Origin of the sequence: Streptomyces sp. NPDC014870, from assembly GCF_043081505.1 — a bacterium.
GTDB lineage: Bacteria > Actinomycetota > Actinomycetes > Streptomycetales > Streptomycetaceae > Streptomyces.
Map to the genome: position 1 here is coordinate 20,419 of NZ_JBIBWQ010000002.1, position 24,820 is coordinate 45,238.

Genomic DNA, 24,820 nt, shown 5'->3' on the forward strand with positions numbered 1-24,820 from the left:
CCGTCTCTCCCAGCTGCCCCGATGCATGTGCGAATCAGCCAAAGTCTCGCATCCGCGCAGGTGGCCTTGACGAACCGACGGACCGTCAGGACCATGACGGAGGCCGGGGTGCATGAGGAAAAAGGTGCATAAGGGGTCGATCTGTGGGAGTGGCGACCGCAACGAAGCAGACCGCAGGGGCGACGGCAGCGGGCCGGAGACCCGGACCGGTCCGGGACCACGGCGCCTGGTTCCTGGTGCTCCCCGCGCTCATCCCGATCCTGGTCCTGAGCGTCGGCCCCCTCCTCTACGGCATCGCGCTCGCCTTCACCGACTCCCAGTCCGGCCGCACCCAGTCCACCCAGTGGGTCGGCACCCTCAACTTCCAGGACCTGCTCCACGACACCCTCTTCTGGGACTCCTTCCGGATCGGCCTGCTCTGGGCCGTCGGCGTCACCGTGCCCCAGTTCCTCCTGGCCCTCGGCCTCGCGCTGCTGCTCAACGAGAAGCTCCGCTTCCGCTGGCTGGCCCGGGCGCTCGCGATCATCCCGTGGGCCATGCCTGAGGTCGTCGTCGGCATCATGTGGCGCCTGGTCTACAACCCGGACGCGGGCATCCTCAACGAGACCCTCCGCGACCTGGGCCTCGGAGACGGGCGGGACTGGCTCACCGGGCTCGCGACCGCGCTGCCCGCCGTGATCGTCGTCGGCATCTGGGCGGGCATGCCGCAGACCACGGTCGCCCTGCTCGCGGGGCTCCAGAACACCCCGCACGAACTCCACGAGGCGGCTGCCCTCGACGGCGCCGGCGCCTGGCGCCGCTTCCGTACCGTCACCTGGCCCGCGCTCCGACCGGTGGCCCTCGCCATCACGGCCCTCAACTTCATCTGGAACTTCAACTCCTTCGCCCTGGTCTACGTCCTGACCAACGGCGGACCCGGCGGTCGCACCCGGCTGCCCATGCTCTTCGCCTACGAAGAGGCCTTCCGCTACGGGCAGTTCGGATACGCCGCCGCCATGGGCTGTGTCATGGTCGCCGTCATCTCCGTACTCCTCGCCCTCTATCTCGTCGGACGGCTGAAGGGGGACCAGGACCGGTGAGCAGCACCCTGCGGGCGAGCCGACCCGCGCGCCTCGGCCAGTACCTCGCGCTCCTCGCGTATCTGGTCTTCCTCGCCTTCCCGTTCCTCTGGCTGATCTCCACCGCCTTCAAGCCGGCGACCGAACTCGGCTCGCTCCACCCCACCTGGATCCCGAAGGACCCCACCCTCGCCAACTTCCGGCAGGCCTTCGACGAGCAGCCGCTGCTTCAGGCCGCGGCGAACAGCCTGGTCGCCGCGCTCGCGGCGGCCCTGATCGCCGTCGTCATCGCCACGCCCATGGCCTATGTGATGGCCCGCCACCGCGGCAGGCTCTCCACCGCCGCCACCGGCTGGGTCGTGATCAGCCAGGCGTTCCCGTTCGTCCTGGTGATCATCCCGCTCTTCCTCGTCCTCAATTACCTGCACCTGATCAACAGCCTCCTCGGCCTGGTCATGGTGTACGTCGTCTGGTCGCTGCCCTTCGCGCTCTGGATGCTCGTGGGGTACGTACGGGCCGTCCCGGCCGAGCTGGAGGAGGCCGCGGCCGTCGACGGCGCGGGCAGGCTCCGTACGCTCGTCTCGGTCACCGCCCCGCTGCTCGCGCCGGGCATCGTCGCCACGGCGCTCTTCGCCTTCATCACCGCGTGGAACGAGTTCTTCTTCGCGCTCGTCCTGCTCAAGACCCCGGAGAAGCAGACCTTGCCGGTCGTCCTGACCCACTTCCTCGGCGCGGAGGGCGTCGCCGACCTTGGACCGCTGGCCGCGGCCGCGTTCCTGGCCACGATCCCCTCGCTCGTCATCTTCGCCGTCATCCAGAAACGCATCACAGGCGGCATGCTGGCCGGGGCGGTGAAGTCCTGATGCGGGTACGGAGGTTCGCCGCCGTCGTCGCGGCGCTCGCGCTGCTCCTCACCGGCTGCTCGGGCGGTGGCGAACCCGACGGCGGCCCGGTACGGCTCCGCTTCCAGTCGCTGGCCTGGCAGAAGGAGTCCGTCGACGCCAACAAGGAGCTGGTCGCGGAGTGGAACGCGGCCCACCCGGGCATCCAGGTCGACTACGTCCAGGGCAGCTGGGACTCCGTCCACGACCAGCTCCTCACCTCCTTCGAGGGCGGCGAGGCGCCCGACATCATCCACGACGCCTCCGACGACCTGGCCGACTTCGCCTACGGCGGCTACCTCGCCGATCTGACCGGCCTCCTGCCCGAGCGGCTGAAGGCCGACATCCCGGCGCGCAGCTGGGAGACCGCGACCTTCGGCGGCGGGATCTACGGTGTGCCGTTCCTTCAGGAACCGCGCGTGATCATGGCGAACAAGGAGATCCTGGAGTCCTCCGGCGTCCGCCTCCCGACCCCCGAGAAGCCCTGGAGCTGGCCGGAGTTCCGGCAGATCACCGAGGACCTCACGGCCAGGATGGGGGAGGGGAGGTACGCGGTCGCCTGGCCGCTCAAGGAGCCGGTCTCGGTCAGCCTCAACCTGGGGCTCTCGGCCGGCGGACAGCTCTTCCACCGGGGCCCCGACGGGAAGGTGACGATCCGCTTCACCGAGCAGGATGGCGTGGTGCCCGGCACCATCCACGATCAGGTCAACACCGATCTCAGCGCCTCCCGTTCCACGCTCGGCACCGGCGGCTCCGACGCCCTGCCCGGGTTCTTCGGCGGCAAGTACGCGATGGTCCCGCTCGGGTTCTCGTACCGCCAGCAGATCACCCAGCAGGCGCCGAAGGGCTTCGAGTGGATCGTGCTGCCCGCGCCCGCCGGGGCGGACGGGCTCGCCCAGGGCGTCAGCCCGCAGACGCTCTCCATCGCCGAGGACAGCCGCCACAAGAAGGAGGCGGCCGCCTTCCTCGACTTCTTCCTCCAGCCGGCCAACATGGTCCGGCTCGCGCGCGGCGACTGGATGCTGCCCACCGGGACCGCGGCGCTCGCGGACCCGTCCCTGCACACGGCGAAGGACGGCTGGGCGACCGGCGCCGCCGTCGCCGCGCACCTGCGCCCCGCGCCCGCGCAGTCCGTCCGCGGCTATCCCGAGTGGAAGGACAAGGTGGCCACCCCGGCCTACCAGGAGTACTACAGCGGGGCGATCGACGCGGCGGAGCTGCGTGCGCGCCTGGAGGAGGACGGCAACCTCGTCCTCGCCCGCTACCAGCGCTGATGACCCGTACCCGGCCCCTCCGGGGAGTCGTCGCGCACGATCGACTGGACGAGACGTCTCGTCTCGCTTAATGTGTGCGCATGACCACCACGCCACGCCCCGCTCATATCGCCATGTTCTCCATCGCCGCCCACGGGCACGTGAACCCGAGCCTCGAAGTGATCCGCGAGCTCGTCGACCGGGGCCACCGTGTCAGCTACGCCATCCCCGCCGCCTTCGCGGAGAAGGTCGCCGCGACCGGCGCCACGCCCGTCGTCTACACCTCCACGCTCCCCACCGACGACGACCCGGACGCCTGGGGCACCGAACTGATCGACCACATCGAGCCGTTCCTCGCCGACGGGATCCAGGCGCTGCCCCAGCTGGCCGAGGCCTTCGAGGCCGACCGGCCCGACCTCGTCCTGCACGACATCACCGCCTACCCGGCGCCCGTGCTCGCCCAGCGCTGGGGTGTCCCCGTCGTAGGGCTCTGGCCGAATTTCGTCCCCTGGGAGGGGTACGAGCAGGAGGTCGCCGAGCCCATGTTCGCCGAACTGAAGGCCTCCGAGCGGGGCAAGGCGTACTACGCCCGCTTCGAGAACTGGCTCGCCGAACACGGCGTGGACACCCACCCGGACCGCCTCGTCGCCCGCCCCCGCCGCGCCCTCGCGCTCATCCCGAGCGCCCTCCAGCCGAACGCGGACCGGGTCGACGGCTCCGTCTTCACCTTCGTCGGCGCCTGCCAGGGCGAGCGCGCGGACCAGGGGGAGTGGCACCGTCCCGAGGGGGCCGAGAAGGTGCTGCTCGTCTCGATGGGCTCGGCCTTCACCAAGCTGCCGGACTTCTACCGCACGTGCGTGGCCGCCTTCGGGGACCTGCCCGGCTGGCACGTCGTGCTGCAGATCGGCGCCTTCGTCGACCCCGCCGAACTGGGCGAGATTCCAGCCAATGTCGAAGTCGACTCCTGGGTACCGCAGTTGGCCATCCTGAAGCAGGCGGACGCCTTCATCACCCATGCCGGCGCGGGTGGCAGCCAGGAGGGGCTCGCCACCGCGACCCCGATGGTCGCGGTCCCGCTCGCCACCGACCAGTTCGGCAACGCCGACATGCTGCAGTCCCTCGGGGTGGCCCGGCGCCTGGAGATGGCGGAGGTCACGGCCGAGTTGCTGCGGGCGTCCGTGTTCGCGCTCGTGGACGATCCCGAAGTGGCCGTCCGTGCCAAGGAGGTCCAGGAGCGGATGGCGGCCGAGGGTGGTACGCGCCGGGCGGCCGACCTCATCGAGGCCGAACTCCCTTGATTCCGCACGTAGATGGCCCCCGGGGGTACCCGGGGGCCTTTTGTTGTGCCGGAGTTGGGAGGGATGCGTGGCTTTATTGTTACGAAAGCTTGTTGCTTAAGTCACAGCTGCCTGAAGGCCTTGATTTGCACTCGTCAATGGGCAAGGGTTTTCGAGCAGTCACCGAAGGGTTTCCTTTCGGAGGCTCAACCCCCCACAAATCCTGGCGAGGAGACCCCTCTTCATGGCAATACACAAGCGTGCCCGCAAGACCAAGCTCATCGTCGCCGTCTCCACCGCGATCGCTGCCGCGGCCGGAGCCACCATCCTCACGAGCCCGTTCGCCGGCGCGGCCCCCACGCCCGCCCTCGGAACGGTGCACGGACTCGGCGTCGAGGGCGCTGTCGCAGGCAGCTACATCGTTCTGCTGGACGAGAAGGCCGACAAGGGCGAGCTCGCGGAGGAGTACGGCGGCACCCTGCGCCGCAGCTACGACTCCGCCGTCAACGGCTTCTCGGTGAACGGCCTTTCGGAGACCGAGGCCAAGCGCCTCGCCGCCGACCCGGCCGTCGCCAAGGTCGTCCAGAACAAGAAGTTCACCATCAACGCGACCCAGGAGAACCCGCCGTCCTGGGGTCTCGACCGGGTCGACCAGACCGAGACCGCGGGCGACAAGAAGTACACCTACCCGGACAACGGCGGCGAGGGCGTCACCGCCTACGTCATCGACACCGGAGTCCGCACCACGCACAAGGACTTCGAGGGCCGGGCCACCTCCGGCTTCGACGCCGTCGACAACGACGACGACGCCTCCGACGGCAACGGCCACGGCACCCACGTCGCCGGCACCATCGCCGGCGCGGCGCACGGCGTCGCCAAGAAGGCGAAGATCGTCGCCGTCCGCGTCCTCGACGACCAGGGCTCCGGCACCACCGAGCAGGTCGTCGCGGGCATCGACTGGGTCACCAAGAACCACCAGGGCCCGTCCGTCGCCAACATGAGCCTCGGCGGAGGTGCCGACCCGGCTCTCGACGAGGCCGTCCAGAAGGCCATCGCCTCGGGCGTCACCTTCGGTGTCGCCGCCGGCAACGAGTCCTCCGACGCGGGCGAGGGCTCCCCCTCCCGCGTCCAGGAGGCGATCACCGTCGCCTCCTCGACCGAGGACGACCAGCAGTCCAGCTTCTCCAACTTCGGCTCCGTGGTGGACCTCTACGCCCCGGGCTCGGAGATCACCTCGGCGTGGAACGACAGCGACGAGGGCACCAAGACCATCTCCGGCACCTCCATGGCCACCCCGCACGTGGTCGGCGCCGCCGCCGTCTACCTCGCGGCGCACCAGGACGCCACGCCGGACCAGGTGGCCGAGGCGCTGGTCTCCGGGGCCACCCCGGACAAGATCAGCAACCCGACCGGGGGCACCGCCAACAAGCTGCTCAAGATCGTCGAGTAGTCCAGCCCCGCTGAACCGGCGGCCGCCGCGCCCCCCCCCCCGGGGCCCGGCGCCCGCCACAGGGGGTGTCTCGTCGATCATGCCGGGCTCGCGGGGTCTGGCACGCACTCCCCCGAGCTCTTCGAGCAGGGGGGACCCCCACGCCGCGTTGTCGTCACTCGCCGACGCTCCGCGTCGACTCCCTCCTCCGCCTTGCGATCGCACGCACCAGACCCCGCTCCCTGATCCGGCCTGATCGACGAGACACCCCCTATGGTGTGCCCATGACGACGACGTACGCCGTGCTGCTGCGCGGGATCAACGTGGGCGGACACCGCAAGGTCCCGATGGCGGACCTCCGTTCCGTACTGGAGGGGCTCGGGCTCCGTGATGTCCGGACGTATCTGCAGAGCGGCAACGCCGTCTTCACCAGCGACGCGGACGAGCCGGCGGAGGAGCAGCTGACCTCCGCGATCGAGGACGCGATCGAGCAGCGCTTCGGCTTCCGCGTCGACTGTCTCGTCCGGTCCGCCGACTATCTCGCGGCCGTCGTCGAGGGCTGCCCCTTCCCGGCCGCCGAGCTGGAGGGCAAGCAGCTCCACGTCACGTACTTCTCCGCACCGGTCGGCCCCGAACGCTTCGCCCCGGTCGACCAACAGGCTTTCCTGCCCGAGGAGTTCAGGCTCGGCGACCGCGTGCTCTACCTCTACGCGCCCGACGGCCTGGGCCGGTCCAAGCTTGCCGAGGCGCTCGCCCGGCCCGCCCTGGTCAAGGGCATCGTGGCGACGACGCGCAACTGGAACACCGTGGCGAAACTGGTGGAGATGACCCGGGGCTGAGCCGCTGCGGGTCCGCATGAGGAGAGTCAGAAGGGGGGGCAGGAGGTGTACCCACTCCTTTCCACTCCTAAGGTATAGCGCATGGGGGGCCTTGCGGCAAGGCCCCGGTGGTGCCGCACAATCTCAGGCCTTGGCCCGAATCCGTGGCATCACCGAGGAGATGAATCCCCTGACCACCAGCGCGTTCGCCCTTTCCGACCGACTGTCCTCCAAGGCCGACCCGGCCCTGATCGCCGGCGACGAGCAGCACTTCGCGGCCGTCGCGGACTGCCTCGACCGGACGATCGCCGAGCTGTCCGAGCAGCTCGACATCGCGCGGAAGGCGCCCGGCGGCGCCGGCCGCGAGGCACTGGAGCGCGACACGGAGATCCACCGTCTCACCGCCCGCCTGCGGACCCTGCGCCGGTTCGGCCTTGACCTGTGCCTCGGGCACGTCGTCCTCGCCGACAGCCCCGAGCCCGTCTACATCGGCCGCCTCGGGCTCACCGACAGCACCGGCCGTCGGCTGCTCCTCGACTGGCGCTCCCCGGCCGCCGAACCGTTCTTCGCGGCGACCCACGCCCACCCCATGGGTCTGGCCAGCCGCCGCAGGTACCGCTGGACCCGGGGCCGGATCACCGACTACTGGGACGAGGTGTTCACCGCCGACGGCCGCGAGGGACACGCGGCGCTCGACGACCACTCCGCCTTCGTCGCCAGCCTGGGCGCGGAGCGCTCGTCCCGGATGCGCGACGTGCTCGCCACCATCCAGTCCGACCAGGACGCCGTCATCCGGGCCGGCTCCAGGGGCGCCCTCGTCGTCGACGGCGGCCCCGGCACCGGCAAGACCGTCGTGGCCCTGCACCGCTCCGCGTACCTGCTCTACGCCGACCCGCGCCTCGGCCACCGGCGCGGCGGTGTGCTCTTCGTCGGCCCCCACCAGCCCTACCTGAACTACGTCGAGGACGTCCTGCCCAGTCTCGGCGAGGAGGGCGTACGGACCTGCACCCTGCGCGACCTGCTCCCCGAGGGAGCCGGCGCCGCGCCCGAGACCGACCCGGACGTGGCCCGCCTGAAGTCCTCCGCCGACATGGTCCGGGCGATCGAGAAGGCCGTCCGCTTCTACGAGGAGCCGCCCACCCACGGCATGACCGTCACCACCCCGTGGGCGGAGGTCCGGCTGACCGCCGACGACTGGGCCGAGGCGTTCCGGGCGCCCGGGCCGAGCACACCGCACAACGAGGCCCGCGAGGAGATCTGGGAGGAGCTGGTCACGATCCTGCTGGACAAGCACAGCGGCGACGTCGCGTCCGAGCAGCAGTTCCGCCAGTCGCTGCGCCACGACGAGGAGCTGGTCGAGACCCTCGACCGCGCGTGGCCGATGATCGACGCCGCCGACCTCGTCGGCGACCTCTGGTCCGTCCCCGCCTACCTGCGGATGTGCGCGCCCTGGCTCGGCCCCGACGAGGTGCGGACGCTCCAGCGCAAGCACGCCCCGCAGGCCTGGACGGTCTCCGACCTGCCCCTCCTGGACGCGGCCCGGCAGCGGCTCGGCGACCCGAAGGCGTCCCAGCGCAAGCGCCGGCACGAGGCGTCCGTGGCCGCCGAACGCGAGCGGATGGCCGGGGTCATCGAGAACGTCGTCGCCGCCGACGCCGACGGCGAGGGCGCCGTGACGATGCTGCGCGGACGGGACCTCCAGGACAGCCTGATCGACGAGGACGCGCTGCCCGGTACGGAACACCGGCCGCTCGACGGCCCGTTCGCGCACGTCGTCGTCGACGAGGCGCAGGAGCTGACCGACGCCGAGTGGCAGATGCTGCTGCTCCGCTGCCCGTCCCGGTCCTTCACCGTCGTCGGCGACCGGGCCCAGGCCAGGGACGGCTTCACCGAGTCGTGGGAGGAACGGCTCAAGCGGATCGGGCTCGACCGGATCGAGGTGGCCTCGCTCTCCATCAACTACCGCACGCCGGAAGAGGTCATGGCGGAGGCCGCGCCGGCCATCCGGGCCGCGATCCCGGACGCCAACGTGCCGACCTCCATCCGCTCCAACGGCATCCCCGTCCTCCGCGGCCCGCTCGCGGACCGGGACGCCGTCCTCGACGGCTGGCTGGCCGACCACGCCGACGGCGTCGCCTGCGTCATCGGCGACCCGACCTTCGAGGAGACCGCGCGCGTACGGTCGTTGACACCGAGTCTGTCGAAGGGCCTGGAGTTCGACCTGGTCGTGGTCGTCGACCCGGAGGCCTTCGGCGAGGGCGTCGAGGGCGCCGTCGACCGCTATGTCGCGATGACCCGGGCGACCCAGCGGCTGGTGGTGCTGAAGAGCTGAGGTCCTAGGAGTCCGTCAGGGCGTCCAGGAGGGAGACGTCCGATGCGGTCAGGGCCACCTCCGCCGCCTGCAGGTTCTCCTCCAGGTGCGCGAGGGAGCCCGTGCCGGGGGTGGGCAGCAGGACGGGGGAGTGGTGGAGCAGCCAGGCCAGGGCGACCTGGCCCCGGCTCGCCCCGTGCCGCTCGGCCACGCTGTCGAGGGTGTCCGCGGCCCCGTCGGTGAGGGCGCCGTTGGCCAGCGGGAACCAGGGCAGGAACGCCAACTCGTGCGCGGCGCACAGGTCCAGCACGTCCGCCGACTCCCGGTCGAGCAGGTTGAAGCGGTTCTGCACGGACACGATCGAGGAGGTCAGGTCCAGCGCCTCGGTGAGCCGGTCGGCGGTGACCGAGTCCAGGCCGACGTACCGGATCTTCCCCTCGGCGCGCAGCTCGTCCAGGGTGCCGAGCTGCTCGGCCATCGGGACCCGCGGGTCGAGCCGGTGGAGCTGGTACAGGTCGATCCGGTCGGTGCGCAGCCGGCGCAGGCTCGCCTCGCACATCGAGCGCAGCCGCTCAGGCCGCCCGTCGACGTGCCAGGCGCTGTCACCGGTCCGTACGACCCCGCCCTTGGCGGCGATCACCAGGCCGTCCCGGTAGGGGTGGAGGGCCTCGGCGACCAGTTCCTCGGCGAGGTCCGGGCCGTAGTTGTCGGCCGTGTCGATCAGGGTGACCCCGCGCTCCACGGCCCGCCGCAGCACGGCCACGGCGTCCGCCCGTTCGCCGCGCGGGCCCCAGTAGCCCGGGCCGGTCAGCTGGGCGGTGCCGTAACCGAGCCGCCGTACGGGAAGGTCGCCGCCGAGCGGGAAGGTGTCCTGGATCATGGTCGGACGCTACCCCAGGGCCCGCGGCGCACGGCGGGGGTGTCGCGATTCTTCAAGACCGGGCGGCCGGGTGCTCCGTAGCGTCGACCGCATGAACGCCATCCACACCCACCTCACCGTGTGCGCGGCCGAGGCCGTCCGGGTCGCCCGGGCGGTCACCGGCGACCAGCTCGCCCGGCCGTCCGTGGCCACCGACTGGACGGTGCGCGCACTCGTCAACCACCTCGTCCTCTACTCCTCCCACGGCCTGGAGCGTCGCGCGCTGCGCGAGCAGCTTCCCGAGTCCCTCGTCCAGCGGGACTTCACCGCCGACGCCGACTGGGCGGAGCGGTACGCGGCCCAGCTGGACCGGGCGCTGGCCGCCTGGGAGAAGCCGGACGTCTGGGCCGGCGACGTCGACACCGGCTACGTCACGATGCCCGCGCCGGTGATCGCCTCGCTGATCGTCAAGGAACTCGCCCTGCACGGCTGGGACCTGGCCCGCTCGACGGGGCAGTCCTTCGCCCTCCCCGAAGCGACGGGGACGTTCGTCCTCGCGGTCGTCGAGGAGCACGCCGAGGTCTACCGTCAGTACGAGGGCTTCGCCGCCCCCGTCGACGTGCCGGAGAACGCCTCCGACTTCGAGCGCGCCCTCGCCACGAGCGGCCGCGACCCGCGCGCCTGAGCGGGCGGCGTCCGGGTCAGCCGACGGTGTACGTGACGACGGCGCGCGCCGGGCTGGGGAAGCGGTCGCGGGAGACCGGCGAGCGCTCGACCTCGACCCCGACGGAGCCGTCGCCGTCGCCGTAGAACCAGACGGGGCCGTACAGCGGGGAGCCGCACAGGCCCCCGGGCAGCTCGGCCTCGCCGTCGGCGAGCGCGTACTTCGTGTCCTTCCGTTCGTCGATGAGCGGTTCGCCCGGGGTGAGCATGCCCGAGCGCACGAGGTACTCGGGGATCCGGCCGCTCAGGAAGGAGACCTGGGCGCGGCCCTTCCGGACGACGTAGTGGACCTCGGAAGCGTCGTCGGGGAGGGGCGTGCCCCCCGGCGCGATCACCTCGGGCAGCGCGGCCTGCGTGCCCTCGCAGGCACGGGCGTCGCCGAACGGGCTGAACAGCTCGTCCTGGAACACCCAGAGACCACCGCCGGCGAGGACCGCGAGCACGAGCGCGCCGACCGCCCAGCGCAGGGGCCTCCGTATCCGCCGAGGCCGTGCCGTCGAGTCCGTCTCCTCGTCCGCTTCTTGATACGCCGTCATGATCAAGAGCTTAGGCGAGGGGAGGCCGTGACATGTACGTGATCGACACGCCGTAGCCTCCTTGTGATCGGACGAGTGACGGGGGCGGGACATGACATACCGGAGAGCGGCGATACCGGCACTGGCGGGAGGCCTTCTGCTCACCGCGCTGCTGTGGTGGGCGGGGGCCAGCACGCAGGCGCTCCACCTGGAGGGCACCACGAGCACCATCGGCGGCCGGGCCGCCGCCGAGCTGGAACGCTGGCTCGCCCCCTGGGCGTACGACCCGCCGGAGGGGTACCGCCTCGGCGCCGAGGTGTCCGGCGGGATCGGGGACACCGCCTCGGTCGACAACAGCCGCTACCTCTCGCTCTACACCACCGCGATGCAGATCCGGTTCGCGGCGGTCTTCGCCTTCTTCCTGCCCGGGGCGCTGCTGCTGCTCCGCAGACTGCCGCCGGTACAGGGGCGGACTCCGGCCACCCTGCTCGGTGTGTGGGCCTGGGGCGTGGTGGCCGGCACGCTGGCGGTGGCGGTCTCCGCGCCGTGGTCGATCGCCGCGAACGGACGCGGCAGCTACCGTTTCCTGCCGCACCTGGCGAGCGTGATCGGCTCGGGGCGGCAGGTCCTCGTCCTGACCGCGCTGGTGGCGGCGGCCGTGACCGTCCTCGTCGCGCGGATCGCCCTCAAGGGAGCCGAACCCGCGCCTCGCCGGCCGGTCGCGGCGCGCGCCGCGCGCCTGTCGGCCAGCGTCGGGACGGCCGTCGTGGCCCTGTCCCTGATCGTCCTCTCCTACCAGTCGGTCGCCGCGCAGATCCAGATGATCTCGCCGGACGGAGGGCCGCTCGCCGAACCGGGCGACCTGTTGCGCCAGTGGCTGCTGCTCGGCGGCTGGGTGGGCCCGTCCGGCGGGTCGATCGGCGACTGGCTCCTGTACCGGGCGGGTGACGTGCTGCTGCTCGTGCTGGTGTGGTGGGCCCTGCGCGCCCTCCCCGGCCTGCTCACCCGCGCCACGTTCCCGGCCATGGCGCTCGGCGCCGTCTGCGCGACGGTCGTCGGCCTGATCGCGAGCCAGCTCCTCGGGATGGTGACGAACGGGACGGGCATGCGCTGGGACCTGCTCCAGCTCTCCGGCACCCTCGGCAACGGCGTCCCGGCGGCCCTGACGGTGGGTTCGGTCGCCGGGCTCGCGGCGGCCGCCGCGCTACGGGCGGCGGGACACCGCGACACGGAGAGCGGCGCGGAGGCGTGACGCGGTCCGGGGGCGCGGAGGCGTGACGCGGTCCGGGGCGCGGCAGGTGGGTGCTGCGGTGGGCGCGGCCTTCTCAGGCCCCGGCCGCTCGCCCGTCCCGAAGCCGCTCGGCGAACGCCCGTGCGGCGGCCAGGTCCGCGCCGTCCGGCCGCCGCTTGTTGACACCGCCGACGAGCTTGAAGAGAGCCCAGGTGTCGAACGCCCGGCACGAGAAGCGTCCCTCCACCGTGAAGCCCCTGCCCTTGAGCAGCCGGATCAGGGGGCGGGCGTACGGAGCGGGAGGCGGCTCGGGGAGCCCGCTGGTGGAGAACACGAACGCCCGGCCCCGCCCGGCGGGAAGCGCCTTCACGAAGTCGGTCAGGTGCGCATGGAGCCTGCCGTAGAAGACACCCGAGCCGAAGCCCACCAGATCGGCCGCGGCCAGCTCCGCCGGGTCGGCCTCCTCGGGCGACACGACCTTCGCGCCCAGGACCTCGGCCATGGTGTCGGCGACGCGACGCGTATTGCCGTGCGAAACGGAGACGCACACGATGACGGTCTTCATCCTCACGATCCTTCCCTCGCTCCTGTCATGAAGACACCGGAGGGACGACGGGCGTGACACCCGCGCGGGTGTGAGGAGGGTCACAGGGGCCGGGGTGCGGCCGACTCGTCAGGCGACGGCCACGCGCTCCGCCGTACGGCACTCGTCGTGGCGCCGGAGCAGCAGACGGGCCAGCTCCTCCGAGGGCCCGAGGACATCCGCCAGGACGTCGGCCTCCGCCGCGCCCGCCGCGATGCGGTCAGGAAGGCGACCGGGGGCGATGACATAAGGCGCCACCGCCACCCGGCGCACGCCGTCGGCGCGCATCGCCCGGACCGCGTCCTCGGTCCTCGGGAGAGATGCGGAGGCGAACGCAGGCCGCACGGAGCACCAACCGGTGCGCCGCAGCTCCCGCGCCGTTTCTGCGATCGCTGCGATCGCCTCCGGGTCTGTGGAGCCCGCCGAGGCCAGAACGACCCCGGTCGAGCGCTTGTCGTCGGGCGCCAGGCCCGCCTCGTACAGGCGGTGTTCCAGCGCCGCGATCAGCAGCGGGGACGGGCCCAGGACCTCCGCCTGGTGGATCCGCAGGCTCGGCGGGGCCTGCCTGAGGACCGCAGGGATGTCCGCCTTCGCGTGGAAGGCGCGGGTCAGCAGGAGCGGCAGGGCCACCACGTCCCGTACGCCCTCGGCCGCGAGACGGTCGAGGGTGCCGGGCACGGACGGCAGGTTGAAGTCCAGGAACGCCGTCTCCACCCGCAGGCCGGGACGGAGCGACCGCACGCGCCGCACGAGAGCGTGCACGGTCGCGGCGTGCCGCGGATCGCGGCTGCCGTGGGCGACGACGAGAAGGACCTCGGACGACATGGCGCGGATCAGCCCTTCACCAGCAGACCGCGGCCGCGCAGCACCGCGCGCTCCAGCGGGCTGAAGATCAGCAGGTCGATGGCGACGCCCACCAGCAGGATCAGGATGATCGCCAGGAAGATGCCCGGCATGTCGAAGTTGTTCCGGCCGTTCTCCAGCAACTGGCCGAGCCCCAGGCCCAGATCCGGCGAGGACGCGATGATCTCCGCCGCCATCAGGGACCGCCAGGAGAACGCCCAGCCCTGCTTCAGGCCCGCGAGATAGCCCGGCAGCGCGGCCGGCATCACGATGTGCCAGGCGCCCTTGAGGCCCGTCGCGCCGAGCGTCCGCCCGGCCCGCAGGAACAGCGGCGGCACCTGGTCGACGCCGGCCACCAGGCCGTTGGCGATCGACGGGACGGCGCCCAGCAGGATCACCGCGTACATCATCGAGTCGTTGAGGCCGATCCACAGCACCGCGGGGGCCACCCAGGCCACCGAGGGCAGCGACTGCAGGCCCGCGAGCACCGGGCCGATCGCCGCGCGGACGAACCGCACCCGGGCGACCAGCAGGCCCAGCGGCGTACCGATGGCGAGCGCCATCAGGAAGCCGAGCAGGGCGCGCGACACGCTCGTCCAGAGGACGTCGAGGAGCGTGCCCTCCAGCCACATGGTCCTGAGGCTGTCCCAGACGGCGAGCGGCGCGGGCAGCTTCGACTCGTCGGTGACTTCGAGGTTGACGAGGAGCTGCCAGACCGCGAGGACGAGGACCACGGCGATGACCGGCGGCAGGACCTTCTTCACCAGGACCTCGCGCACCGGCGTCCGGCGCACCTGCACCGCGTCGAGCGCGTCGAGGCCGGCCTCCAGACCGGCCAGGTCGTCGGCCTTGGCGGCCTTCGTGGTGGTCGTCTCAGTGCTGGCCATGACGGCGGATCTCCCCACGCAGTTCTTCGGTGATCTCGATGGACAGTTCCGCCACGGCGGCGTCCTCGATACGGCGCGGCTGCGGAATGTCGATGGTCCACTCGCGGGCGATCCGGCCGGGCCGGGACGACAGCAGCACCACGCGCTCGGCCAGCCGCACGGCCTCACGCACGTTGTGGGTCACGAACAGCACCGAGAGCTTCGTCTCGCGCCAGATCCGGGTCAGCTCGTCGTGCAGCACGTCCCGGGTGATGGCGTCGAGCGCCGCGAAGGGCTCGTCCATCAGCAGCAGGTCGCTGTCCTGGGCGAGCGCACGGGCCAGCGCGACGCGCTGGCGCATGCCGCCGGACAACTCGTGCACCCGCTTGCGGTACGAGTCCGAGAGCCGCACCAGTTCGAGCAGGCGCTCGGCCTCCGCGCGCCGCTCGGACTTCGGCACCCCGCGCAGCCGCAGGGCGAGTTCGATGTTCTTGCCCGCGGTCAGCCACGGGAAGAGGGCGTGCTCCTGGAACATCAGGGCGGGCCGGCCGCCGGGGGTCTCGATGGACCCGGCGGAGGGCCGGTCGAGCCCGGCGACCAGGTTGAGCAGCGTCGACTTTCCACAGCCGGAGGCGCCGAGCAGGGTGACGAACTCGCCCGGGGCGACATCGAGCGAGATGTCGTCGAGGACGAGCTGCCCCCCTGCGGGCCCGCCGAAGGACTTGGAGACGTGGCTGAGCCGGGCGGCGTGCGTCACCGCCGCACGGTCCTCGGCCTTGGCGAGCGTCGCGGTCGTTGCCATGGTCGTCACCTCCTGGGAATCCTGAACTCTGGCTGATGTGCGGTTACTTGGCGCCGAGACCGGCGTCGGAGGCGGCGGACCTGCCCGCGGCCGTCAGGACCTTGTTCAGGGGCCCCAGGTCGTAGATGCCGTTCAGATCCGGCTGCTTGAGGAGCCCGGCCTTCACCGCGTGGTCCGCCTGGGCGCGGAGGGTCGCGGCGAGCGGGTCGTCGGTGAACTCGATCGACGGCCAGGCGGCGTCGATGACCTCGGCGCCGAGCGGCTTGCCGGTGAGTTCCTTCAGCTTGGCGTTGGCCGATGCCTTGGCCTGGTCCGGGTTGGCGTTGATCCACGCGTTGGTCTTCGACGAGCCGCGCAGCACCGCCTCCACGACGTCCGGGTGCTCGCTGAGGAACTTCTGGGACACGATGATGTTCGTGATCACGAACTTCTTGTCGGGCCACAGCGACGCCTCGTCGAGCAGCACCTTCCCGCCCTCGCTGACCAGCTTCGACGCCGTCGGCTCGGGGACCCAGGCGCCGTCGATGGAGCCGGACCTGTAGGCGTCGGGGGTGACCTTGTTGTCCGTCCGCAGGACGGAGACGTCGCCCTTGCCGGACTGGGCGTCGACCTTCCAGCCCTTCTCGGAGATCCAGTTGAGGAAGGCGACGTCCTGGGTGTTGCCGAGCTGCGGGGTCGCGATCCGCTTGCCCCGCACGTCGTCCAGGGTCTTGATCTTCGCGGGGTTCACGACCAGCTTCACGCCGCCCGACGCCGAACCCCCCACGATCCGGAGGTTCTTGCCCTTGGACTTGGTGTAGCCGTTGATGGCGGGGGAGGGGCCGATGAAGCCGATGTCGATCGAGTCGGCGTTGAGGGCCTCGATCTCCGACGGGCCCGCGTTGAAGGTCGACACCTTCAGCTGCGTCCCGCCCAGCTCCTTCTGCAGGATGCCTTCCTGGTCGCCCACGAGCGCCGTGGCGTGGGTCAGGTTCGGGAAGTAGCCGACCCGGACCGCGTCCGCGGAGAGCTTCGCGCCGACGGCGGCCACCTTCTGCTCGTCGCCCTTCGCCTGCGAACCGTACCCGCACGAGGCGAGCGCGCCGATCAGCAGCGGCAGAGCCGCGAGAGCGGTGATCGAGCGGCGCGGGGTGGTGCGGAAGGCAGGCACGGCGGTGGTTCCCCTCAGGGTCTTCGAAGGCTTCTTCGGCTATGTCGTTCGTGGTACGGGTGGAGCGGCATCGCGGCACGTACGCGCCGCGCCGGAATCAGCACGCACATCGCGCGACCCCCCCGTTGCCCGCGCCGAGGGCGCCGGAACCCACGCGGCCGCCCTCCTTGGCGAAGGTGCCGTAGACGTCGGCGTACGTCATGTCAGAAGTCCCAGCCCTCGTCGTCCGCGGCGTCCGCCGCGTCCGAACCGGCCTTCACGGCCTTGGCGTCGGCGAAGGACTCACCCGCCATGCCGGCCGCGAGCGTGGTGCCGTCCGCCGGGTCGATCAGCAGGAACGAGCCGGTACGGCGCGAGTCGGCGTACGAGTCGAGCGCGAGCGGCTCGGCGGTACGCACCTTGACCCGGCCGATGTCGTTGGCGACGAGCTGCCCCGGCTCGGGGTGCTGGGAGAGGTCGTCCAGGGTGAGCCTGGACGGGATCTCCTTGACGATCGCCTTGACCGTGCGGGTGGTGTGCTTGAGCAGCACCCGCTGGCCCACCGTCAGCGGCTGGTCCGCCACGTGGCAGACCGTCGCCTCGACGTCCTGGCTGGTGGCCGGGGCGTCGCCGGTCGGGGCGAGGAGGTCGCCGCGCGAGATGTCGATGTCGTCGGCCAGCCGGATCGTGACCGACTGCGGGGCCCAGGCGATGTCCACCGACTCGCCCAGCGCGTCGATCGCGGTGATCGTCGACGTCTTCCCCGACGGCAGCACGGCGACCTGCTCGCCGACGCGGAAGGCGCCCGCCGCGATCTGGCCCGCGTAGCCCCGGTAGTCCGGGTGCTCGGCGGTCTGCGGACGGATCACGTACTGGACCGGGAACCGCGCGTGGCAGGCCGTCAGGTCGTGGCTGACCGGGACGGTTTCCAGGTGCTCAAGGACCGTCGGCCCGCCGTACCAGTCCATGTTGGCCGACGGCTCCACCACGTTGTCGCCGGCGAGCGCCGAGATCGGGATCGCGGTGATCTCCGGGACGCCGAGCTCGGAGGCGTACGTCGTGAACTCCTCGGCGATCGCCGCGAAGACGGGCTCCGCGTAGTCGACGAGGTCCATCTTGTTGACCGCCAGGACCACGTGCGGCACGCGCAGCAGCGCGGCGACGGCCGCGTGCCGACGGGTCTGCTCGACCACGCCGTTGCGGGCGTCGACCAGGACCACGGCCAGCTCGGCGGTGGAGGCGCCGGTCACCATGTTCCGGGTGTACTGCACATGCCCGGGGGTGTCGGCCAGGATGAACCGGCGGCGCGGGGTCGCGAAGTAGCGGTAGGCGACGTCGATCGTGATGCCCTGCTCCCGCTCGGCCCGCAGGCCGTCGGTCAGCAGCGCCAGGTCGGGCGCTTCCTGGCCGCGCGAGCGGGAGGCGTGCTCGACGGCCTCCAGCTGGTCGGCGAGGACCGACTTGGAGTCGTGCAGGAGCCGGCCGACCAGCGTGGACTTGCCGTCGTCGACGGAGCCGGCGGTGGCGAAACGCAGCAGGGTGGTGGCGGCCAGCTCGGCGGCCGGCTGCTCGGTGGACGTGCTCATTAGAAGTACCCTTCGCGCTTGCGGTCTTCCATCGCGGCCTCGGACAGCTTGTCGTCGGCGCGGGTCGCGCCCCGCTCGGTGAGCCGGGAGGCGGCGATCTCGGCGATGACGGCGTCCAGCGTGGTGGCGTCGGAGTCGACGGCGCCGGTGCAGGACATGTCGCCGACGGTGCGGTAGCGGATCAGCCGCTTCTCGACCGTCTCGGACTCCTTCGGGCCGCCCCACTCGCCGGCCGTCAGCCACATGCCGTTACGGGCGAACACATCGCGCTCGTGGGCGAAGTAGATGTCCGGGAGGTCGATCTTCTCCCGCTGGATGTACTGCCAGACGTCCAGCTCGGTCCAGTTGGAGAGCGGGAAGACCCGGACGTGCTCACCCGCCGCGTGCCGGCCGTTGTAGAGCTGCCACAGCTCGGGGCGCTGGCGGCGCGGGTCCCACTGCGAGAACTCGTCGCGGAGCGAGAACACCCGCTCCTTCGCGCGGGCCTTCTCCTCGTCGCGCCGGCCGCCTCCGAACACCGCGTCGAAACGCTGCTGCTGGATCGCCTCGGTCAGCGGCACCGTCTGCAGCGGGTTGCGCGTCCCGTCGGGACGCTCGCGCAGCTTCCCGGCGTCGATGTACTCCTGCACGGAGGCCACGTGCAGCCGCAGCCCGTGCTGGGCGACGACCCGGTCGCGGTACTCGATGACCTCGGGGAAGTTGTGCCCGGTGTCGACGTGCAGCAGCGTGAACGGCACCGGTGCCGGCGCGAACGCCTTCAGCGCCAGGTGCAGCATGACGATGGAGTCCTTGCCACCGGAGAAGAGGATCACCGGCCGCTCGAACTCACCCGCCACCTCACGGAAGATGTGCACGGCCTCGGACTCCAGCGAGTCCAGGTGCGACAGCGCGAACGGGCTGTCGGTCTCCTCATGAACATGAGCGACGGTGGTGGTCACGCCAGGCCCCTCTCGGTGAGCAGCGCGTACAGCTGCGCCGCGGACTCCTGCACGGTCTGGTTCTGGGACTCGATCCGCAGATCCGGGTTGCGCGGCTCGTCGTACGGGTCGTCGACCCCGGTCAGACCGCTGAGCTCGCCCGCGGCCTGCTTGGCGTAGAGCCCCTTCACATCGCGTACGGAGCACACGTCCAGCGGGGTCGCGACGTGCACCTCGACGTACGCCGTGCCCTCGCTCTGGTGGCGCTTGCGGACGGCCTCGCGGCTGTCCTCGTACGGGGCGATGACCGGGACCAGCACCTTCACGCCGTTCGAGGCGAGCAGTTCGGCGACGAAGCCGATCCGCTGCACGTTGGTGTGCCGGTCCTCGCGGCTGAAGCCGAGGCCCGCGGAGAGGAACTCGCGGATCTCGTCGCCGTCGAGCACCTCGACCCGGTGGCCCTCGCCGCGCAGCGTGCCGGCGAGCTCGTACGCGATCGTCGTCTTGCCGGCGCTGGGCAGGCCCGTGAGCCAGATGGTGGCACCGGTCACGTGATTCTCCTGGGGGTCCTGGTGGTGTTCCTGCTGTTCCTGAGCGGCCGTCATCCGTGCAGCCCGCATTCGGTCTTGCCGCGTCCGGCCCAGCGTCCGGCCCGGGCGTCCTCGCCCTCCTCGACGCGGCGCGTGCAGGGCGCGCAGCCGACGGAGGCGTAACCGTCCATGAGGAGCGGGTTGGTGAGGACGCCGTGCTGGGCGACGTAGGTGTCCACGTCGTCCTGGGTCCAGCGGGCGATGGGGGAGACCTTGACCTTCCGCCGCTTCTCGTCCCAGCCGACCACCGGGGTGTTCGCCCTGGTCGGGGACTCGTCGCGGCGCAGCCCCGTCGCCCAGGCGCGGTAGGCGCCGAGGCCGTCCGCGAGCGGTGCGACCTTGCGCAGCGCGCAGCACAGGTCGGGGTCGCGGTCGTGCAGCTTCGGGCCGTACTCGGCGTCCTGCTCGGCCACCGTCTGACGCGGGGTCAGCGTGATGACGTGGACGTCCATGACGGCGTCGACCGCGTCACGGGTGCCGATGGTCTCCGGGAAGTGGTAGCCGGTGTCGAGGAAGACCACGTCGACCCCGGGCATGGCCCGGGAGGCGAGGTGGGCGACGACCGCGTCCTCCATGGAGGAGGTGACACAGAACCGCTTGCCGAAGGTCTGGGCCGCCCACTGGAGGATCTCCAGCGCGGAGGCGTCCTCCAGGGCGCGCCCGGCCTGCTCGGCCAGCGCCTTCAGCTCGGCGTCCGTGGTGTCCTCGGTGATGGCCTGAGCCGTCGTCATATCTCTTCCCCTCCAGCTGGGTTGCTCGAAGCGCCCGGGGCGAGGAGCCCCAGGAACTTCAGCTGGAAGGCTCGACTGCATGCCCGGCATTCCCAGGCCCCGTGACCCTGCTCGTGCGGGAACAGGTCCTCGTCCCCGCAGTACGGGCAGTAGAACGGTGCGGCACGCTCGCTCATGAGAGGGCCTCCTCCGACGCGCGGGCCGCCCAGGTGGCGAAGCGCTCGCCGTCCTCGCGCTGCTCCTGGAAGCGCGTGAGGACCCGCTCGACGTAGTCGGGCAGTTCGGCCGAGGTGACCTTCAGGCCACGGACCTTGCGGCCGAACCCGGCCTCCAGGCCGAGGGCGCCGCCCAGGTGGACCTGGTAGCCCTCGACGCGGTTGCCCTCGTCGTCCAGGACCAGCTGGCCCTTGAGACCGATGTCCGCGACCTGGATACGGGCGCAGGCGTTGGGGCAGCCGTTGATGTTGATGGTGATCGGCTCGTCGAACTCGGGGATACGGCGCTCGAGTTCGTCGATGAGGGAGGCGCCGCGCGCCTTGGTCTCGACGATCGCCAGCTTGCAGAACTCGATGCCGGTGCAGGCCATCGTGCCGCGCCGGAACGGGGACGGGTTCACCTGCAGGTCGAGCGCCTCCAGGGCGGCGACCGCGGCCTCGACCTGGGCCTCCTCGACGTCCAGCAGGATCATCTTCTGGTCGGCGGTGGTCCGCAGTCGGGCCGAACCGTGCTGCTCGGCCAGGTCGGCGATCTTGGTCAGGGTGGCGCCGTCGACCCGGCCGACGCGCGGGGCGAAGCCCACGTAGAAGCGGCCGTCCTTCTGACGGTGCACACCCATGTGGTCGCGCCACTGGCCGGCCGGCTGCTCGGGCGCGGGGCCGTCGGTCAGCTTGCGCTTGAGGTACTCGTCCTCCAGGACCTGGCGGAACTTCTCCGCGCCCCAGTCGGCGACGAGGAACTTCAGGCGGGCGCGGGTGCGCAGCCGGCGGTAGCCGTAGTCGCGGAAGATCGAGATGACGCCGGTGTAGACGTCGGGGACCTCGTCCAGGGAGACCCAGGTGCCCAGGCGGACGCCGAGCTTGGGGTTGGTGGAGAGGCCGCCGCCGACCCAGACGTCGAAGCCGGGGCCGTGCTCGGGGTGCTCCACGCCGACGAAGGCGATGTCGTTGATCTCGTGCGCCACGTCGAGCAGCGGCGAGCCGGAGACGGCCGACTTGAACTTGCGGGGCAGGTTCGAGAAGTCCTTGTTGCCCACGATCCGGCGGTAGATCTCGTCGATGGCGGGCGTGCCGTCGATGATCTCGTCCTCGGCGATGCCGGCGACCGGCGAGCCGAGGATGACACGCGGGGTGTCGCCGCAGGCCTCGGTGGTCGACAGGCCGACGGCCTCCAGCCGGTTCCAGATCTCCGGGACGTCCTCGATCCGGATCCAGTGGTACTGGACGTTCTGCCGGTCGGTGATGTCGGCCGTGCCGCGCGCGAACTCCTGCGAGATCTCGCCGATGACCCGCAGCTGCTCGGTGGTCAGCCGGCCGCCGTCGATGCGGACCCGGAGCATGAAGAACTCCGCGTCCAGCTCCTCCGGCTCCAGGACCCCGGTCTTGGTGCCGTCGAGGCCCTCCTTGCGCTGGGTGTAGAGACCCCACCAGCGCATGCGGCCCCGAAGGTCGTTGGGGTCGATCGAGTCGAATCCACGCTTGGAGTAGATCGTCTCAATGCGTGTCCGCACATTGAGACCGTCGTCGTCCTTCTTGAACTGCTCATTGCCGTTCAGCGGGGTGAAGTGCCCCACGGCCCACTGGCCCTCGCCACGGTGACGGCTCACCTTGCGGCGGGGCGTGGCGGGTGCGGGGTTTTCCGGGGTGGCGGCCATGGCGTTTTGTCCTTCGGGACTGCGGGAGGGCGGCTCTGACCTGCACACTCGTACGTGGGTCAGGGGATGGCGCGACGGTGCGCAGCAGGGTCGGTCTGAAAGGTGTTCGCGGCGGTGCTGGTTCGCTCAGCGCGTCGAACACATGGCGCTGGACATGCGGCCGAGGTCGACGTGCCGCCGACTCACCAAGGCAATTCCAGTTCCAGACATGACGGAAGCGTGTCACGGGACTTTGGACCCAGTCCAGCTTCGTCCGCTATGTGGACAAGAGTGTCTCGCTGGACGAGATGGTGTGGTGTGGGTCACGCAGGCGCGCCCTCGTGCCCCGCCCGGGCCGCCCTCCCGCGGGCCCGGGCCACCGTTCGAACGTGGTCGGCCGTACTCAGTCGTACTCAGCCGTACTCAGTCGTACTCGGTCGTGCTCGGCCGTACTCAGCCGTGCGCGCCGGGCCAGGGGCCCGGGGTCTCGGACTCCTCGACCTCCTCCACCTTGGTGTCGAAGAGCCGGAACCCTCGCCGCAGGTAGTTGTCCATCGCGTGCGGCCCGTCCAGCGAGCAGGTGTGCAGCCAGACCCGGCGGGTCGCCTCCCGCCCGGGCCAGCGCTCGGCCAGGTCCCAGGCGCGCTGGACACCGTAGGAGAGGAGGTGCCCGCCGATCCTGCGGCCCCGGAACGCGGGGATCAGCCCGAAGTAGACGATCTCCACGACACCGTCGTCCTGCGGGTCCAGCTCCACGTACCCGGCCGGCGTCCCCTTGTCGTACGCCACCCAGATCTCGGCCGCCGGCTTCTCGACGATCTCCTGCCACTGCTTGTACGTCAGCGACAGCCGGTCGTTCCAGCGGATGTCGCCACCGACCGCCGTATAGAGGAAGCGGCTGTACTCGGGCGAGGGCACCTCGGCGCGCCGGATCGTCACGTCGTCCCCGTCCGGCGGGGTCGAGGCGCGCAGATCGGACGGCGAGGTCTGTTCGAGGGACCAGGTGGTGAGAGTGATGCTCATGGACTCATCGCATCATGCCCGGTCCGTGATCCCCAAGGGCCCCCTCCGCCGCCTGTCCGCATGGTGGACAGCGGTGGGACCGCAGGGCCCGGCTACACCCCGCCCAGCCGGGCCGACCGCACCGCCGGGGCCGTCGAATGCGGCAGCAGGTCCACCGGGTCGGCCGGGGCCACGATCTCGACCTCGACCTCCTCGCTGAAGCGGTACGGGCGGTGGGCCAGCACGCTCGCCAGGTTGCGGCGGATCCGCGACATCTCCGCCCGCACCGTCACCGTCCGCGTCCGGTCGCCGAACACGTCCTCGGCCAGCTCCGCCGCCGACCGCCCGTCCCGGTGCAGGGCCAGGACGTACAGCAGCTCGGCGTGGCGCGGGCTCAGCTCCTGGGTCCAGCTGCCCGCCGCCCCCGACACGGCCACCGTCCAGCGGCGCGGCCGGCTCAGGTCGAGCACGACCCGGCCGGCCGCCTCCGCGCCGCCCGGTGCCGACGCCCCCGCGTTTTTCTCGTCCTCGATCCGGAGCAGCCAGCCACCGGGCAGCGGCTCCACCGCGCACATCCCGAGCGACGGCAGCCACACCCGCCCGGCCCGGAAGGACTTCGGCAGCGTGATCCGGTCGACCGGGGCGAGCCCGGTCACCGCCGCCGTCCAGCCGTGCGCGTCCACGGCGACCGCGCGCCCGCCCACCCGGCACAGGATCGGCGCGGCCACCGAGCGGAGCCGTTCGATCGTGCGCAGATGACGGTCCCGCATCTCCGCCTCGGCGAGCTGGGCCACCGAGCCGACGAGCGCGAGCGTCGACGGGTGGAAGCTCGACGCCGGTCCGCTGACGTCCACGATCCCCAGCAGCCGCTGGTCGCGCGGATCGTGCACCGGGGCCGCGGCACACGTCCAGCTGTGCAGCGTCTGGACATAGTGCTCGGCCGAGTGGACCTGGACGGCCCGTCCCATCGCGAGCGCCGTGCCCACCGCGTTCGTCCCGGTGGTGTGCTCGGTCCAGGCCGCGCCCTCCTCCAGACAGATGCCGTTGGCCTGCCGCATCACCGAGAGGTTGCCCTCGCGCCACAGCACCCGGCCGTGCTCGTCGGTGACCACCATGATCTGCATCGAGGCGTCCGCGATCCCGGCGAGCATCGTGCTCAGCGTGCGCATCACCTCGCCGAGGACGGTCGTGCGGCGCCGCTGCTCCAGCTCGTCGCGCTGGAGCAGCACGCTGCTGGTGCCCTGGTCCGGGTCGAGGCCGAGCCGGAACATCCGCTGCCAGGAGGCGTCGATGACCGGCCGGGGAGCGATCGGCGGCGTGCGGCCCGCCAGCGTCTCGTCCCGCACCCGGTGCAGCAGCCGGGTCGCCTGCGCGGCGTCCATGGCGGCCAGTCGCTTCATGTCGAGCCGCGTGTTGTTCAGCTGAGTGTTCTTCATCGGTCTCTCCCAGCCACCTGCACTGCCGCGTCGGTGCCGTATCGATGCTGTATCGGTTCTGCCGGACTCCGGACCCTGGATGCATATCGTGCCGTCCGGCGCCCGCCGGGAGAGCCCGATTCCGGTAATCC

General features: G+C 71.4%; 25 protein-coding genes. 9 read left to right on the forward strand and 16 right to left on the reverse strand.

Going from position 1 to position 24,820, the window contains the following annotated elements; all coding sequences use genetic code 11:
* Nucleotides 1-149: 149 nt before the first annotated feature.
* From ACF09C_RS04700 to helR, 7 genes are all read left to right on the forward strand, one after another.
* Nucleotides 150-1,079 carry a carbohydrate ABC transporter permease gene (locus ACF09C_RS04700; protein ID WP_392088743.1) on the forward strand — a complete coding sequence of 310 codons (930 nt, stop codon included), beginning with the start codon at nt 150-152 and terminating at the stop codon, nt 1,077-1,079.
* The gene (locus tag ACF09C_RS04705; RefSeq protein WP_392088745.1) at nt 1,076-1,921 is read left to right on the forward strand and encodes a carbohydrate ABC transporter permease; all 846 of its coding nucleotides are present in this window, start codon (nt 1,076-1,078) and stop codon (nt 1,919-1,921) included. The genes ACF09C_RS04700 and ACF09C_RS04705 overlap by 4 nt, the downstream gene beginning before the upstream one ends.
* On the forward strand, nt 1,921-3,213 hold the full coding sequence (locus ACF09C_RS04710; RefSeq protein WP_392088747.1) for an ABC transporter substrate-binding protein: 1,293 nt from the start codon (nt 1,921-1,923) through the stop codon (nt 3,211-3,213). Before ACF09C_RS04705 ends, ACF09C_RS04710 begins: the two co-directional genes overlap by 1 nt.
* Nucleotides 3,214-3,293: 80 nt before the next feature.
* The gene (gene mgt / locus ACF09C_RS04715) at nt 3,294-4,490 is read left to right on the forward strand and encodes a macrolide-inactivating glycosyltransferase (RefSeq protein WP_392088749.1); all 1,197 of its coding nucleotides are present in this window, start codon (nt 3,294-3,296) and stop codon (nt 4,488-4,490) included.
* 223 nt (nt 4,491-4,713) lie between these two features.
* Nucleotides 4,714-5,919 (forward strand): S8 family serine peptidase, encoded by a 1,206-nt coding sequence (locus ACF09C_RS04720; protein ID WP_362421565.1) that lies wholly within the window; start codon nt 4,714-4,716, stop codon nt 5,917-5,919.
* Between the two features lie 263 nt (nt 5,920-6,182).
* Nucleotides 6,183-6,737, forward strand: coding sequence for a DUF1697 domain-containing protein (locus ACF09C_RS04725; RefSeq protein WP_392088751.1), 555 nt, complete (start codon nt 6,183-6,185; stop codon nt 6,735-6,737).
* A gap of 160 nt (nt 6,738-6,897) precedes the next feature.
* Nucleotides 6,898-9,048 carry an RNA polymerase recycling motor ATPase HelR gene (gene helR / locus ACF09C_RS04730; protein WP_392090206.1) on the forward strand — a complete coding sequence of 717 codons (2,151 nt, stop codon included), beginning with the start codon at nt 6,898-6,900 and terminating at the stop codon, nt 9,046-9,048.
* Nucleotides 9,049-9,052: 4 nt separating this feature from the next.
* On the opposite strand, the gene ACF09C_RS04735 is transcribed toward helR, so the two are convergent.
* Nucleotides 9,053-9,907 (reverse strand): aldo/keto reductase, encoded by an 855-nt coding sequence (locus ACF09C_RS04735; protein ID WP_392088753.1) that lies wholly within the window; start codon nt 9,905-9,907, stop codon nt 9,053-9,055.
* 91 nt (nt 9,908-9,998) lie between these two features.
* Here ACF09C_RS04735 and ACF09C_RS04740 point away from each other — a divergent pair, with 91 nt between their 5' ends.
* A complete protein-coding gene (locus ACF09C_RS04740) occupies nt 9,999-10,571 on the forward strand; it encodes a TIGR03086 family metal-binding protein (protein ID WP_392088755.1) in 573 nt (190 codons plus the stop codon).
* 16 nt (nt 10,572-10,587) lie between these two features.
* On the opposite strand, the gene ACF09C_RS04745 is transcribed toward ACF09C_RS04740, so the two are convergent.
* Complete coding sequence (locus ACF09C_RS04745) at nt 10,588-11,145, reverse strand: hypothetical protein (protein WP_392088757.1); 558 nt, start codon at nt 11,143-11,145, stop codon at nt 10,588-10,590.
* A 91-nt stretch (nt 11,146-11,236) separates the two neighbouring features.
* On the opposite strand from ACF09C_RS04745, the gene ACF09C_RS04750 reads away from it, so the two are divergent.
* On the forward strand, nt 11,237-12,376 hold the full coding sequence (locus ACF09C_RS04750; RefSeq protein ID WP_392088759.1) for a hypothetical protein: 1,140 nt from the start codon (nt 11,237-11,239) through the stop codon (nt 12,374-12,376).
* Nucleotides 12,377-12,449: 73 nt separating this feature from the next.
* On the opposite strand, the gene ACF09C_RS04755 is transcribed toward ACF09C_RS04750, so the two are convergent.
* The 14 genes from ACF09C_RS04755 to ACF09C_RS04820 form a co-directional block, all read right to left on the reverse strand.
* Entirely contained in the window at nt 12,450-12,920 is a 471-nt protein-coding gene (locus ACF09C_RS04755) for a flavodoxin family protein (RefSeq protein ID WP_392088760.1), read from the reverse strand.
* A gap of 108 nt (nt 12,921-13,028) precedes the next feature.
* On the reverse strand, nt 13,029-13,763 hold the full coding sequence (locus ACF09C_RS04760; protein WP_392088762.1) for a sirohydrochlorin chelatase: 735 nt from the start codon (nt 13,761-13,763) through the stop codon (nt 13,029-13,031).
* Nucleotides 13,764-13,771: 8 nt separating this feature from the next.
* Nucleotides 13,772-14,668, reverse strand: coding sequence for an ABC transporter permease (locus ACF09C_RS04765; protein WP_392088764.1), 897 nt, complete (start codon nt 14,666-14,668; stop codon nt 13,772-13,774).
* Nucleotides 14,655-15,449 carry an ABC transporter ATP-binding protein gene (locus ACF09C_RS04770; RefSeq protein WP_362421539.1) on the reverse strand — a complete coding sequence of 265 codons (795 nt, stop codon included), beginning with the start codon at nt 15,447-15,449 and terminating at the stop codon, nt 14,655-14,657. Before ACF09C_RS04770 ends, ACF09C_RS04765 begins: the two co-directional genes overlap by 14 nt.
* Nucleotides 15,450-15,492: 43 nt before the next feature.
* On the reverse strand, nt 15,493-16,599 hold the full coding sequence (locus tag ACF09C_RS04775) for an aliphatic sulfonate ABC transporter substrate-binding protein (protein ID WP_392088766.1): 1,107 nt from the start codon (nt 16,597-16,599) through the stop codon (nt 15,493-15,495).
* Between the two features lie 203 nt (nt 16,600-16,802).
* Entirely contained in the window at nt 16,803-18,164 is a 1,362-nt protein-coding gene (locus ACF09C_RS04780; RefSeq protein ID WP_392088768.1) for a sulfate adenylyltransferase subunit 1, read from the reverse strand.
* Nucleotides 18,164-19,102, reverse strand: a complete 939-nt coding sequence (gene cysD / locus ACF09C_RS04785; RefSeq protein WP_392088770.1) for a sulfate adenylyltransferase subunit CysD — start codon at nt 19,100-19,102, stop codon at nt 18,164-18,166. The genes ACF09C_RS04780 and cysD overlap by 1 nt, the downstream gene beginning before the upstream one ends.
* Complete coding sequence (gene cysC / locus ACF09C_RS04790) at nt 19,099-19,686, reverse strand: adenylyl-sulfate kinase (RefSeq protein WP_392088772.1); 588 nt, start codon at nt 19,684-19,686, stop codon at nt 19,099-19,101. The genes cysD and cysC overlap by 4 nt, the downstream gene beginning before the upstream one ends.
* Nucleotides 19,683-20,402: a phosphoadenylyl-sulfate reductase gene (locus tag ACF09C_RS04795; protein ID WP_392088774.1), complete on the reverse strand. Its 720-nt coding sequence runs from the start codon at nt 20,400-20,402 to the stop codon at nt 19,683-19,685. The genes cysC and ACF09C_RS04795 overlap by 4 nt, the downstream gene beginning before the upstream one ends.
* A complete protein-coding gene (locus ACF09C_RS04800; RefSeq protein ID WP_392088776.1) occupies nt 20,399-20,578 on the reverse strand; it encodes a hypothetical protein in 180 nt (59 codons plus the stop codon). The genes ACF09C_RS04795 and ACF09C_RS04800 overlap by 4 nt, the downstream gene beginning before the upstream one ends.
* Nucleotides 20,575-22,272, reverse strand: a complete 1,698-nt coding sequence (locus tag ACF09C_RS04805) for a nitrite/sulfite reductase (protein ID WP_392088778.1) — start codon at nt 22,270-22,272, stop codon at nt 20,575-20,577. The genes ACF09C_RS04800 and ACF09C_RS04805 overlap by 4 nt, the downstream gene beginning before the upstream one ends.
* Before the next feature lie 126 nt (nt 22,273-22,398).
* A complete protein-coding gene (locus ACF09C_RS04810) occupies nt 22,399-22,482 on the reverse strand; it encodes a putative leader peptide (RefSeq protein WP_392090209.1) in 84 nt (27 codons plus the stop codon).
* 222 nt (nt 22,483-22,704) lie between these two features.
* On the reverse strand, nt 22,705-23,274 hold the full coding sequence (locus tag ACF09C_RS04815; protein WP_392088780.1) for a GNAT family N-acetyltransferase: 570 nt from the start codon (nt 23,272-23,274) through the stop codon (nt 22,705-22,707).
* Between the two features lie 92 nt (nt 23,275-23,366).
* The gene (locus ACF09C_RS04820; protein ID WP_392088782.1) at nt 23,367-24,689 is read right to left on the reverse strand and encodes a GAF domain-containing protein; all 1,323 of its coding nucleotides are present in this window, start codon (nt 24,687-24,689) and stop codon (nt 23,367-23,369) included.
* Nucleotides 24,690-24,820: the final 131 nt, after the last annotated feature.